Source organism: Pseudoduganella lurida (assembly GCF_007830455.1).
Taxonomy (GTDB): Bacteria; Pseudomonadota; Gammaproteobacteria; order Burkholderiales; family Burkholderiaceae_D; genus Rugamonas; species Rugamonas lurida.
In genome coordinates this window covers 161,162-174,654 of record NZ_VLLB01000008.1, presented here as the reverse complement: position 1 = coordinate 174,654, position 13,493 = coordinate 161,162, and the positions used below count along the sequence as shown (strand labels likewise).

The following is a 13,493-nucleotide window of genomic DNA, read 5'->3' as shown; positions in this document are numbered from 1 at the left end:
TGCCCTCCTTTGAGTGAACACCACGGCCCGCAGCACGGACCGTGGCTGTCGCCTGGCCGGCACGAAGGCCGGCCAGGGAGGGACTTACTTGCCGACGCCGAGGTTGGCCTGCACGTTGATGCTCTGCTGGACCAGCGAGCTGATACCGCTGCTCTGGCTGATCATGGAGATGCCGGCCGCCGACTGCGCGACACCGCTCATCGTGTTCGACATATTGAACACGCCCGCGCTGACGCTGTTCGTGCCGCCCATGCCGCCGGTCCCGCTGGCACCCGCGCCACCGGTGGCCGCCGCTGTCGTGGCCCCCGTCGCACCGCCGGCGCCACCCATGCCGCTGCCGCCGCTGCCGCCCGTGCCGCCATTGCCGGCCGTGGCATTGCCATTGGTCGCGGCGCCGCCCGTACCGGCACCACCCGTGGTCGTGCCGGCCGTTGCCGAACCGCCCGTTGCCGCACCGCCCGCGGCACCGGTACCGGCCGTGTTGGAGGCCGTGCCGCTGGTCCCGCCCGTGCCGCCTGCCGCACCCGCCGCACCGTTGCCGGCGGTACTCGAGCCCGCGCCGCCCGTGGCACCGCTGCCGCCCGCACCACCGGTGCCGGTCGCGCCGGCACCACCCGCCGTGCTGGCCGTGGCGCCGGCGCCGCCGGCACCCGAGGTGTTGTCGCCGCCTGCCGCACCCGCACCTGCCGTGTTGGTACCGGCAGCACCCGAGCCGCCGGCCGCACCGGAACCACCCGCGGCACCCGCGCCGCCGGCCGCACCCGCGCCACCCGCGCCCGCCGTGCTGGCACCGGCCGTGGCCGTATTCGCCCCCGTCGTGCCGGCGCCACCGCTGCCGGCGCCGCCCGTTCCCGTGCCGGCGGTGGCCGTGCCACCGCTGCCGGACGCGCCGGTGCCGCTGCCGCCCGTCGCCAGGCCGCTGGTACCGGTGCCACTCTGGTTGCCCGGCGTGCCGCCGCCCGTGTCGCCCGGCGTGCCGCCCGGCGTGCCACCCGGCGTGCCACTTGTATTGCCTGCCGTCGTGGTGCCGCTCGTTGCCCCCGCACCGGTGCCTGTCCCGCCGCTGCCGGCACCGCCCGTGGCCATGCCGCCAGGACCGCTGCCCCCGGTGCCGCTTCCCGCGTGCGCCGTGCTGGTGGCGCCCGTGTCGCCCGTGCCCGAACCGCCGCCGGCACCGCCGGCGCCGCCCGTGCCACCACTGCCGCCCGACGCGCCGCTGCCGCCCGTGCCACCCATGCCACCGGTGGCGGCGCCCGTGTAGCCGCCGCTGCCGCCCTGACCGCCGGTCGCACCACCGCTGTTGCCGCCGCTGCCGCCCGTGGCGGTGCCGGCCAGTCCGCCCGAACCGCCCGTGCCCTGGCCACCGGCCGCGCCGCTGCCGCCGGCGCCGCCATAGCCATCCGAGCTGCTGCCGCCCGTGCCACCGGTGCCGCCGCTGCCGCCCGCGCCACCGCTGCCGGACATGCCGCCATGGGCCGCGCCGCCACTGCCGCCGGTGCCGGCATACGTGGCGCCGCTGGTCGCCGACCCGCCGTCGGCCGCGCCGCCATGCGAGGCGCCGCCGGCCACGTTGCCGTTGCTGGCGACACCGCCCGTTGCGCCGGCGGCACCGCTGCCGCCGTGCCCGCTCGCGCCCGTGCCACCGGTGGCCGAGGCGTTACCGCCACCGGCCGCGCCGCCCGTGCCGCCGCTGGCATTGCCGCCACTGGCACTGCCGCTGTTGGTGGCCATGTTGCCGATGTGCTGGACGTTGTTGCCCGTCACGGTGCCCGTCAGCGTGCTGATGGCGGTGGCGGTGGAGGTGTTGAATGCATTGGCGACGCTGGACGTGGCGCTGGCGCCATTGTTGGCCGCAGCGGCACCGGCCGCCGCCGCGTGCGCGGCACCGCTGCTGTTGTTGTTGGCATTGGCCTGGCGCTGGTCGTTGTCGCGATTGGAACTGCTGTCGTTGTCATTGTTGTTGGCCTGGCTGCTGTCGTTGTTCCGGTTGCTGCTGCTGTCTTGCACGGCCGAGGCGCTGTCGCTGGCGTGTGCTCCCGCGCCGCTTTGCGTCGGGGTGGTTTGGGCATGGGCGCCAAGATTGAAGGCGAGTGCGATTGCTGCGGCAAGCATGGTTTGTTTCATCTGATCCTCACTGATTGGTTGGCCAAGGCATCTCCGGAAAACGTCGTTCCCAGCAACCACATCAGTGCAAGCTTGATGCCATCGATATTTGCACTCGTAACATCTTGAAAATGCGGAGTATTTTGCGTCGCAAGATTGTGCGGCGGCCCCGACCGGGTCCCGTTTGTCACTTGCACGATACGAGCCTGCGGTGCCCGAACTGCTAACGGCTCAGCTCGTCATAGGGAAACGGGTAGTTGGAGGGCTGTCACGCCAGGGTGACAGTTTCCGCGCCACCGAACACATGTGACGCGACAGGCGTGGGCGGCGGCCACGAAAATGCCGGTTCGCCCCCATGACGGCGCCACCGGACCGCGCAGCCGGGCCGGTATCGCTGAGCGAACACATGCTTCAGCAATGACGTTTCCGCACCTGGGTCTCGATGTCGTACTTGGCCATCAGGCGGTACAGCGTCATGCGTGAAATGCCCAGCTCGAGCGCCAGCTGGGTAATGGTCTTGCCGGCCAACAGCCCCGCCTTGATGGCCAGCCGATCCGCATGGGCGCGCGTGTGATGGAGCCGCTGCGCCGCACAGCTGTCGCTGGCCAGCCCCAGGTCCTGGGCGCTGATCGTGCGCCCTTCCGCCATGACGGAGGCGCGCCTGACCCGGTTGAGCAGCTCGCGCACATTGCCCGGCCAGTGGTGCGCGCGCAATGCCGCCAGCGCGCCGGGAGAAAAGCCCCTGACGCCGGCGGCCCGTTCCCGTGCGTAATCCTGGAAGAAGGTTTCCGCCAGGGCTTGCAGATCGTCGGCCCGGTCGCGCAGCGGCGGCATTTCCACGGACAGCACGTTCAGGCGGTACAGCAGGTCTTCCCGGAATGCCCCGCGCGACACGGCATCCTGCAGCCGCACGTGCGAGGCGGCGACCACGCGCACGTCCACCGTCACCGGTTTCGTGCCGCCCAGGCGATGGATGGTTTTCTCCTGCAGAAAGCGCAGCAGGTTGGCCTGCATGTCCAGCGGCAGGTCCGCGATCTCGTCGAGGAACACGGTGCCGCCGGCGGCCGATTCGATGAGCCCGGTCCGTCCCTTGTCCGCGCCCGTGAAGGCGCCCCGCTCGTGGCCGAACAGTTCGGACTGGATCAGCGTGGCCGGAATCGCCCCGCAGTTGATCGCGACGAACGGTCCGCCGCGTCGTGCCGACTGTTCGTGCACGGCGCGCGCCGCCAGTTCCTTGCCGGTGCCGCTCTCGCCCCAGATCAGCACCGACGCTTCCGCCGCGGCCACGCGCAACAGCTGGCGCCGCAGCGCGACGATGGCCGGGCTGCTGCCGGTGATCTTCATGTCATCCCCCTCCGTCCGCCGGGGTGCCACGTCGCCCAGTTCGGCGAAGCCTTGCGCATGACCGAGGGTATGGCCGAAGCGGGTCGCATCCACCGGGTGCGTGTGGAAATCCATGCAGTGGGCGTGCACGAGGCGCCGCCAGCGCTGGTCGAGCAGCGCATCGTCTCGACAGAGCGCGATCCAGGTCACCCACGAATGTTCACGAAGAAATTGTTCGACCTCCGCCAGCGGGGCCGGCGCACCGACTTCGATCACGCCGAGCAGGAAGCTGCGCGTTCTCAGCAGCGTTTCCGCATGGTCCAGGTCGCGTGCCAGAACCGTGTCGAAGTCGCGCGTGAGTGCCAGCGCGGCCTTGCCTTCCCGACTCCCGAGCGGAATGCCGAGAAGTTTTTTGTTCATCATGATGAATATCGGAAGCGTCGCCTGTTGTCATCGCGTTCTACAGCGGAAGGCAACTTCCCCTGTGCGCGCTTTTATCGTCGAAAAAATAGCTGAACCATCCAATGCTGAATGAATGGCCGCGCCACTGCCTCGATCCCACGTCACTATAAAGGAGGAACGGCCGGCCTACTACTACTGTTCAGCACGTTTGAAAAAACTTTGCCCATTCCTGCAACGCGACAGGGCGATAATCGCTCGGCGCATTATTGAACGATAGAAACAATAATAACTTCGGCCTTCCAGATAATGCATTCCCGAAAATGAATCACGCTGCGCGCGGCAAAGATAAACCAGCGGGGGCTGAATCGGCAAAACCGGCGGATGTCACGATCAGCTCGGAACGTGCAGCCCGGCCGGTGGCCACGCATCCATGCCATGCACCGCCCGGAATGCGGCGTGCATGCTGATCTGGCTGCGCATGCGCCAATGCGCCCGTTGGATGCCGAATAAGGCCGAATGAGCCAGAGATGCGCCCTTGTGGAAAATTTCGGACACCCCGAATAAAAAAAAGCCAGGATATCTGCTGGCATTTCCCGTCTTTTATCCCCTTGGATCGACCCGTCATCGCAACGGCATTTTTACCCGGCTGCCGCGCAAGCCATTGAATTGGCTTGTCAATTATCGTTACCTCGGCCATTGAAATCGCCGTACGTTTTTCCTTGAATCAAGATGCCACACGGATGTGACACTTCTGGTACCCCCTTTTTATCTGCACTCGAGTAAGGTTGCGACGTGTGCCGCGGATGGCCGTGGCTTTCAGGAGAAAATGCGATGAATATCAAGAGCCTCGTGGCTGGTGCAATGCTGGTTGCAGCAGGATCCGTTTATGCGGACAATCTGAATACCAACGTCAATCTTGGCGGGGCTGCCGGTGGTCCCCTGTCGGGAGCGTTTGCCGTCACCCACTTCACCATGGGCGACTTCACGGACACCTTCAATCTTGCCCCGTCGTCGGGTTTCTTCAGCGTGGACTCCAGCCTGATCACGATCGGCTTCCTGCCGACGACCGACGTGAGCTTCTACGCCGCCGACATCAACGGTTTCGCTCTGACGCTCAGCCCGAACGGCACCACGGAATGGGGCACGTTGTCCATGGCGCCGATCATGGGGCCGCTGGTGCTGACGGTGCATGGCACGATCGGCGACGGTGGCACGGGGCCGGCAGCCGCCAGCTATGCGGGCACCGTCAACATCAGCCCGGTGCCGGAGCCACAAACGTGGGGCCTGCTGCTGCTGGGCCTGCCGATGGTCGGCTACCTGTCGCGCCGCCGCAAGAGTGCTGCCGAACTGCAGGCAGCCTGACGACACAGCGCGTCCGCGGCCGGCAGCGTAAGGCTCCGGGACATGCGCCGGCCGCTGCCTTCGGCAAGCGGCCGATCCGACCTCTCGGGCGGATACCGCGCGAGCGAGACCACTGTCCGCCGGGCACGCTGCCCGACATCACCCTGGCGCGAGCCTTCGGCACCGCCTGCCGGCCGCCATGCAGGACGCACGCTGCGTTGCGTGCAACGGCGCCTGTCGCCACCCACTTCGAACCCCGCCCCCTCCTGACCAACCGGCTCGGCCTGTCGACGCTTCGCCGCAGTGCGCCTGCGACGTGTCGAGACGCCCACCCATCGCGGGCCATCCGGCAGCGGTCGGGCCGGCAGATGCGCGACTTCATCTGCCGGCCCGACGGCGGCTGGCGGCTGCGCCGACCCGGCCCGCGGTCGTCGCACTGCGGACCGCACCTTCCGGCCTGCCCTCCGCGGATGCCAGCCTGCCACCAAGACGTGCAGGATCGGCCCGCTTGAACATCGCATCCCTGACCTTGCCGATCGGCCCGCTTTGAAGCAACTTTATTGCCCCCTTCGATGCGGCCACGCCCCACCGGTACGCTCTGCGCCGGACAGCCGGATCGTCGATCCCGGGCATGCCGGATCGCAATGTGTCCACGCCCCATAGCTGCACGCAAGGTCGGGCACGCAGGCATGACGGCACCAGGCAAGCCTCATGGGGGCGAGCCGCGTCGGACGCTTCTAATAAAATGCTTTCGGGAAATCGGCGGCTAACATATCCAACTTTCGAACGAAAGCACATGATCGAAAGTACACGAAAACAACAAGCAATTCGAAAACACACAAGAAGCTTTGAATCGCAAGGAATTTCGCTATAGACTGAATAACGCTTGACCAAACAGCACCCCCACTGTAGCTTTCGATTTCAGAAAAAACGAAAGTCCTCGTGGTGAGGGCACGTGTAGTACGAAATAAAACGAAAGCGCAGCAAGATCGACCTGCCGGTCCGGGCCGCGACTGGCAGGCGTGGGATCGCAACCGGAGAGCTTTCCCGCCGCATTCGCCTGCGCTGCGCCAATAACTTATAAAAGGAAGCGTTTAATGAGTTCTCATCTGCAACGCCGCTCGCATGCGGACAGCCATCACCACCTGGTGCTGCATCCCCTGACTTCGGCCTGCCTGCTGGCACTGGCCACGTTCGCGACGGCCGCCGGCGCCCAGGAGAGCACCGTCCCGGCCGATGCCGCCCAGCTGGAACAGGTCGTGGTGACCGGCACCCGCGCCAGCCTGCAGCAGTCGCTGGCCCTCAAGCGCAACTCCGCCGTCGTGCAGGACAGCATCAGCGCGACGGAGCTCGGCCGCTTCCCGGACAACAACGTGGCCGATTCGCTCAGCCACATCACCGGCGTGTCGATCTCGCGCACGGCCGGCGGCGAAGGCCAGAAGGTCAGCATCCGCGGCCTGGGCCCCGAATACACGATCACCACCTTCAACGGCCGCCTGCTGGGCACCGACGGGGCCGGCCGCGACTTCGCATACGACGTGCTGCCCGCCGACGTGATCAGCGGCGCCGACGTGGTCAAGTCGACCCAGGCGCAGCTGATCGAAGGCGCCATCGGCGGCCTCGTCAACCTGCGCTCGGCCAGCCCGTTCGACCAGAAGGGCCAGCACGGCCTGCTGCGCCTGGAGGGCGACCGCAACCAGATGAGCGACCTGAACGGCAAGAAGCTGTCCGGCACGTACAGCAATACCTTCAGCGATAACAAGCTGGGCGTGCTGCTCGGCGTCGTCTACGCCAAGCGCGACGTGCGCACCGACACGGCCGGCAACGACGGCGGCTGGACGCGCAATGCCATCCCGAGCGACCCGAGCCAGTTCTGGGAATCGGGCAACGCCTGGGGCGGCTTCATCGACCCGAACGGCAACGGCATCCTCGACGCCGACGAAGAAGGCCTGGTGGCCCCGGGCCAGTTCCGCTTCGGCTCCATCATGGAGAAGAAGGAACGCATCGCCCTGTCGGGCAAGGTGGAGTGGCGCCCGAACAGCGACCTGAAAGTGATCGTCGACGGGTTCAAGACGCGCCTCGACTCGCCGCAGGTCGGCTACCAGCTGTCGTTCTATCCGCTGTTCTCGCCCGGCCGCTGGTCCAACATCAAGGTCAACAACGGCGTGGTGACCGACCTGACGCTGGATAACACGGACCCCGAGCTGCGCCTCAATCCGGAAGTGCTGAACCAGACCGAGTACCGCGTGGTCGATACCGCCATGGTCGGTGCCCGGGCGGAGTGGAAGGTCACGCCGGACCTGAAGGTCAACGGCGACATGTACCTGTCCACGTCGAAGCGCAACTCCGGCGGCAACGATACCTACGTGGTGCTGCGCATGAACCAGCCGAACGTGACGCGCATCCGGCTCACCGGCGCCGCCGTGCCGGACGTGACGACCACGCTGGCCGACGGCCGCGACCTGCAGAGCGGCCTGGCTGCCGGCCAGTTCAGCGGCAATGACTTCAACACCCACTACTACAGCCGCACGGGCGACAACGTGGATGACCGCATCGGCGGCCTGGCCCTGGATGCGGCATGGAAGGTGGACCGCTTCCATGTCGACCAGCTGAAGTTCGGCATCAGCCAGACCAACCGCAAGAAGACGCGCGACATGATCAACAACGCGTTCAATGCCGGCGCGGACCACTACTCCGGCGCCAACGCGATCAACGTGGGCACGCTGGGCGGCAACGTCATCAACCAGACCCTGACCCCGAGCGGCTTCCTGTCGGGCGTGAGCGGCAACTTCCCGCGCAGCTTCCTGGGCTTCGACGTCAACAACTACGCGCAGGCGCTGGCAGGCCTCGACGGCAAGCCACGGCCAGGTGGCGGCGTGTACAGCTCGACGCTGTCGGCACCGGCGTTCAACCCGCTGGAAAGCTACCGCGTGAAAGAGGACACCACGGCAGCCTTCGTGCAGGCCGACATGTCCGGCGAAAAATGGACGGCGGACGTGGGCGTGCGCCTGGTGCACACCAAGACCGGCGCGCAGGCCTGGGACGCGAAGATCAACGACATCATCGAGAACGGCGCGTTCAACTACACGGCCGTCTACGCCGATCCGTCCGTGGTGCAGCAGGATGCCAGCTACACCTACGGCCTGCCGTCGGCCAACTTCACCTACGCGATCACGGACACGCTGCAGCTGCGCCTCGGCGCCGCCAAGACGATGGCCCGTCCGTCGGTGGACAAGCTGGCGCCGTCCAGCACCACCGCCAGCATCTCCTGGGGTGACTTCACGCAGATCTACGGCGGCAATGCCAACCTGAAGCCGTACTCGGCGAAGCAGGCCGACATCTCGCTGGAGTGGTACTACGCCAAGAACTCGGCACTGACGTTCGCCGTGTACCAGAAGAACATCAAGAACCAGATCACCAGCCAGTTCCTGACCGGCCAGGACATCGGCGCCCCGGGTGGCCGCCTGTTCAACGTGTCGCGCCCCATCAACGGCGACAGCGCCAAGGCGCGCGGCATGGAGATCGGCCTGCAGCACCTGTTCGACAACGGCTTCGGCGTGCGGGCGCAGTACACCCGCAACCTGTCGAGCAGCTGGGTCGATGGCGTGGAACGTCCGCTCGAAGGCATTGCGCCGGCGACGGCGTCGCTGGGCCTGCTGTACGAGAAGGGACCGCTCAGCATGAGCACGACGGCCGACTTCACCGACTCGTTCACGACCGCCACCAACGTGCTCGGCGCCGGCTTCAACGAGGTGACCAACTCCGTGACGTGGCTGACGGCCCAGCTGGCGTACGACGTGACCAAGTCGCTGCGCATCAGCATCGAAGGCAACAACCTGACCGATGCCGAGCAGGCACCGAAGCTGACGAACGGCTCCATCAGCCTGCCGAACGGCTACTACCGCTACGGCCGCTCCGTCACGCTGGGCGCCAGCCTGAAGTTCTGATGCAACGGGGGCACCGCGTGCCCCTTCTCCTTCAATGACGATGCTGGCGACGTGGCTTCAAGCGCGTCGCCAGTGTTTTATCTGCGGGCGCCCTGCCCGCACGACCCGAACTGGAATGCCGATGCCACTTTTCCCCCTCCCCGATGTCCCGGCGGTGCAGCGATGACCGCGCGCCGTGCCTTCCTCCAGTGGCTGGGCGCCGCGCCGCTGGCCACGCAGATCCCGCTCGCCCGCGCTGCCGACGGCAAGGGCCAGGTGCGCGTGCAGGACGCCGCCGTGTCGCTGCAGTTCGACGCGCAGATGCGCTGCCGCATCGTCAGCCTGGCGGGCAAACAATCCACCGCGCTGACCGGCTTCGACACCAGCGAGCACCTCGTCATCGGCGGCAAGCCGTCCGGCCGCTTCTCGCTGCAGAAGGCCGAGCCGGCGCGCGTGACGACGCCGTTCGGTGCCGGCCAGGCCCTCCATCTCGCCGGCCGCTCGCTGGACGGCATCGAGAAGCGCGTCACCGTGACGCTCCTCGACGAGCATCCAGGCGTGGCCTTGCTGGACGTGCGCTACGTGAACACGGGCAGCAAGCCACTGGTCGTCGACGCGTGGGTGAATGCCGCGCACCGCCTGGCCGCCGCCCCGCGCCACGCGGGCGGCTACTGGACCTATTCGGGCGCCAGCCATGCCGACCGGCGCGACTGGGTGCAGCCCGTCAAGCGCGGCTTCGAGCAGCGCAATTTCCTCGGCATGAATGCGTCCGACTACGGCGGCGGCACGCCGGTCGCCGATGTCTGGCGCCGCGACATCGGCCTGGCCGTCGGCCACCTGGCGCTGCAGCCGCTGCTCGTCGCATTGCCCGTGAAGGCAGTCGGCGACCAGGTCGACATCGCGCTGCGCGGCGACGTGCCGCAGACGCTGGCGCCCGGCGCCACGCTTGTCACGCCGCCCACCTTCATCGCCGTGCACCGTGGCGACTACTACGTGCCGCTGGACCGCTACCGCCGCCTGATGGCCGCGCAGGGGCTGGCGGCGCCCGAGCCACCGGCCAGCGCCTACGATGCGCAGTGGTGCGCCTGGGGCTACGAGCGGGACTTCTCGCTGGCCTATGTCCGCGCCACGCTGCCCAAGGTGCAGGAGCTGGGCTTCAAGTGGGCCGTGCTGGACGACGGCTGGCAGGTCAGGACGGGCGACTGGACGCCCGACCTGGCCAAGTTCCCGCGCGGCGGGGACGACATGAAGGCGCTGGTGGCCGACATCCATGCGCGCGGCATGAAGGCGCGGCTGTGGATCGCGCCGCTGGCAGTGGCCCCCGGCAGCGACGAGCTGCATGACCACACCGACCTGCTCCTCCTCGACAAGGACGGCGCGGCGCAGGACGTCACGTGGTGGAACTGCTTCTACCTGTGCCCCGCCTACGACAAGACGCAGGCGCGCCTGGCCGAGACGATCCGCATGATCATCGCCGACTGGGGCTTCGACGGCCTGAAGGTCGACGGCCAGCACCTGAACGGCGTGGCACCGTGCTTCAACCCGAAGCACAAGCACGCGCGGCCCGAGGAATCGGTCGAGGCGGTGTCGGCCTTCTACAAGGTGATGCACGACGTGACGCATGCGGCCAATCCGGAAGCGGTGCTGGAGGTCTGCCCGTGCGGTACCAGCTACGCCTTCCACAACATGCCGTACATGGACCAGGCGCCGGCCTCCGACCCGCTGTCGAGCTGGCAGGTGCGCCACAAGGGCAAGACCCTGAAGGCCCTGATGGGCCCCTGGTCCGCCTACGCGGGCGACCACGTGGAGCTGAGCACCGGCGGGCAGGATTTTGCCTCCAGCGTGGGCATCGGCGCCGTGGTGGCCACCAAGTTCACCTGGCCGGTCGATCCGAAGCCGAAGGACTCCTTCCTGCTGACGCCCGAGCGCGAGGCGCACTGGCGCCAGTGGGTGGACCTGTACAACAAGGGGCGCCTCGCCGAAGGCCGCTACCGCGGCGAGCTGTACGACCTGGGCTTCGACAAGCCGGAGACCCACGTGGTGGAACAGGGTGGCGCCCTGCACTACGCGTTCTATGCCGACACCTTCGACGGCGCGGTTGCCCTGCGCGGCCTCGGCCCCGGCGTGTGGACGGTGCAGGACTCGCTCACCGGTCGTGCCCTGGGCAAGGTGACGGCCGCCAGGGCCACCTTGCCGGTGCGGTTCACGCACAGCCTGCTGATCGAAGCGCGGCCCGAGACGCCCGACACGCTGCCGGTCGCCTTCGCCGGCAAGGTCGGGGCGCTGGGGACGGACGGCTACCCGCGCGCTTCGCAATGGGCCGATGCACCATCGACGTTCTTCCGCCACGACTGGCAGGGCAAGCCTCTGCAAGGCCCGCAATCGACGCGGGTGCAGCTGCTGCGCGATGCCGGCCACCTGTACCTGCGCTTCACCTGCAAGTACGACACGCTCAGCACCTACGAGCGCGCCGGTTCGGCGGCCGGCATCTGGCCGCTGTGGGAGCGCGACGTCGTCGAGGTCTTCCTGCAGGCGCCGGAACGGGCGGGACTCAAGAGCTACCGCGAGGTGGAAGTGGCGCCCAACGGCATGCTGATGGAGATCGCCGTGGAGGCATCGGGCAAGCGGCGCATCGTCGGCGAGAGCCGGGGCAAGGCGCACATCGATGCGGAGCACAAGGTGTGGACGGCGGAACTGGCCGTACCGCTGCGTGGCGGAGCGGAGGACGGCTGGCGCCTGAACCTGTTCCGCGTGGAGGGCCAGGACGGCAAGCAGCCGGTCTATTCGGCCTGGAGCCCGACGCGCACGGCCACGCCGGACTTCCACGTGCCGGCCGCCTTCGGCCGTCTTCTGAACGCGTGATGGGATGACGAAGATGCCGAAGATGCCGACGACACTGCAATGCCTGCTGCCGCTCGCCCTGCTCTGCGCGTTCTCCGCGCAGGCGGCAGGCGGCGTGGCAGGCGCGACGAGTGAAACGACGTTCCGCCCGACGGATGCCGGGATCGCCAACCCCGAGCGCGGCATGTACGTCTGGGCGAACGACAGCCTGGCCGCATGGACGCCGGCGCAGGCCGATGCCCAGTTCGCGGCCGGCTACCGCATCGTGTATGCGCCGGTGCGGCTGGACGCGTATGCGGGCGCACCATTGCCGCAGGCTGTCCTCGATGGCCTGTCCGCCAGCTTCGCCACGGCGCGGCGCGCGGGCCTGAAACTCATCCCGCGTTTCCTGTACAACTACCCGGCCGGCGAGACCGCGTACCGGAACGCGCAGGATGCGCCGCTCGCCCGCGTGCTGGAACACATCGGGCAGCTGAAACCGGTCCTGGCGGCGAACGCGGATGTCATCGCCTATCTGCAGGCCGGCTTCGTGGGCGCCTGGGGCGAATGGCATACCTCGTCCAACGACCTCACCGCGGCGGGACCGCGCACGCAGATCCGCGATGCGCTGCTCGACGCCCTGCCGCCCGACCGGTTCCTGCAACTGCGCTATCCACCGTATCTCATGGCATGGGCGCCGCAGGTGCCGCGCTGGCGCGACGGCTCGAAGGCTTCGCGCATCGGCGTGCATAACGACTGCTTCATGGCCTCCAACACGGATGTGGGCACGTACAGCGAGGATGCGGCAACCCGCCAGCGCCAGCACGCCTACACGGCGGCGCTGTCGGCCGTGACACCGTTCGGCGCGGAGACGTGCAATCCGGCCGATGAACCCGATCCAACGCCGCGCACCAATTGCGACGACATCCTGCGCGAAGGAAGCCGGTTCGGCCTGACCTACCTGAACGACACGTACTACCGCGGCCTGTTCCACACGCGCTGGGAGGCGCAGGGCTGCATGGCGCAGGTCAAGCGGAGCATGGGCTACCGCTTCGAACTGGCGACGCTGCGGCACAGTGCCGACGTGGCAGCCGGTCGATCGGGCGAGCTCGCGCTCACCCTGCGCAACAGCGGCTGGGCGCGCGCGTTCAACCCGCGTGGCGTGCAGCTCCTGCTGAAGCACCGCACTACCGGCGCCGTCGTGCGGCTTGCCCTGCCGTCGGTCGATCCGCGTGACTGGCTGCCGGGCCGCACCAGCACGGTGACGGCGCGGTTTGCCGTGCCGGCCGGGACGCCTGCCGGTATCTACGACGTATTGCTTGCCTTGCCCGATGGTGCCGCCTCGCTTGCCGGCGATGCGCGTTACAGCGTGCGGCCTGCCAATGCCGACGATGCCGGCAAGTCGCAGCGCTGGGATGACAGGCTGGGCGCGTTCGGTGCGGGCACCACGCTGAACATTCGTTGAACGAACATGGGCGAGCAAGACGCCCTTTGACACAGGAGAGATGGATGGCTTACCGATGGTCTGGCGCGAACAAGCAACCGCAAATGCATTTGCCGCAAGCGAAACGAGCGCAA

7 protein-coding genes are annotated in these 13,493 nt (G+C 67.9%); 4 read left to right on the top strand and 3 right to left on the bottom strand.

Annotated features, from left to right (window positions below):
* Positions 1-84: 84 nt before the first annotated feature.
* The 3 genes from IP91_RS20635 to IP91_RS20625 all read right to left on the bottom strand — a co-directional run bounded on the left by IP91_RS20635 (position 85) and on the right by IP91_RS20625 (position 4,525).
* A complete protein-coding gene (locus tag IP91_RS20635; RefSeq protein WP_229474752.1) occupies positions 85-2,112 on the bottom strand; it encodes a hypothetical protein in 2,028 nt (675 codons plus the stop codon).
* A gap of 402 nt (positions 2,113-2,514) precedes the next feature.
* Positions 2,515-3,849, bottom strand: coding sequence for a sigma-54 dependent transcriptional regulator (locus IP91_RS20630; RefSeq protein WP_145651469.1), 1,335 nt, complete (start codon positions 3,847-3,849; stop codon positions 2,515-2,517).
* Between the two features lie 304 nt (positions 3,850-4,153).
* Positions 4,154-4,525 (bottom strand): hypothetical protein, encoded by a 372-nt coding sequence (locus IP91_RS20625; RefSeq protein ID WP_145651467.1) that lies wholly within the window; start codon positions 4,523-4,525, stop codon positions 4,154-4,156.
* A 134-nt stretch (positions 4,526-4,659) separates the two neighbouring features.
* Here IP91_RS20625 and IP91_RS20620 point away from each other — a divergent pair, with 134 nt between their 5' ends.
* The 4 genes from IP91_RS20620 (at position 4,660) to IP91_RS20605 (ending at position 13,380) form a co-directional block, all read left to right on the top strand.
* Complete coding sequence (locus IP91_RS20620) at positions 4,660-5,190, top strand: FxDxF family PEP-CTERM protein (protein WP_145651465.1); 531 nt, start codon at positions 4,660-4,662, stop codon at positions 5,188-5,190.
* Positions 5,191-6,266: 1,076 nt separating this feature from the next.
* Positions 6,267-9,116: a TonB-dependent receptor gene (locus IP91_RS20615; protein ID WP_145651463.1), complete on the top strand. Its 2,850-nt coding sequence runs from the start codon at positions 6,267-6,269 to the stop codon at positions 9,114-9,116.
* A gap of 162 nt (positions 9,117-9,278) precedes the next feature.
* The gene (locus tag IP91_RS20610) at positions 9,279-11,957 is read left to right on the top strand and encodes an alpha-galactosidase (RefSeq protein ID WP_145651461.1); all 2,679 of its coding nucleotides are present in this window, start codon (positions 9,279-9,281) and stop codon (positions 11,955-11,957) included.
* Positions 11,958-11,961: 4 nt separating this feature from the next.
* Positions 11,962-13,380, top strand: a complete 1,419-nt coding sequence (locus IP91_RS20605; RefSeq protein WP_199754673.1) for a DUF4832 domain-containing protein — start codon at positions 11,962-11,964, stop codon at positions 13,378-13,380.
* The last annotated feature ends 113 nt before the right edge of the window (positions 13,381-13,493 follow it).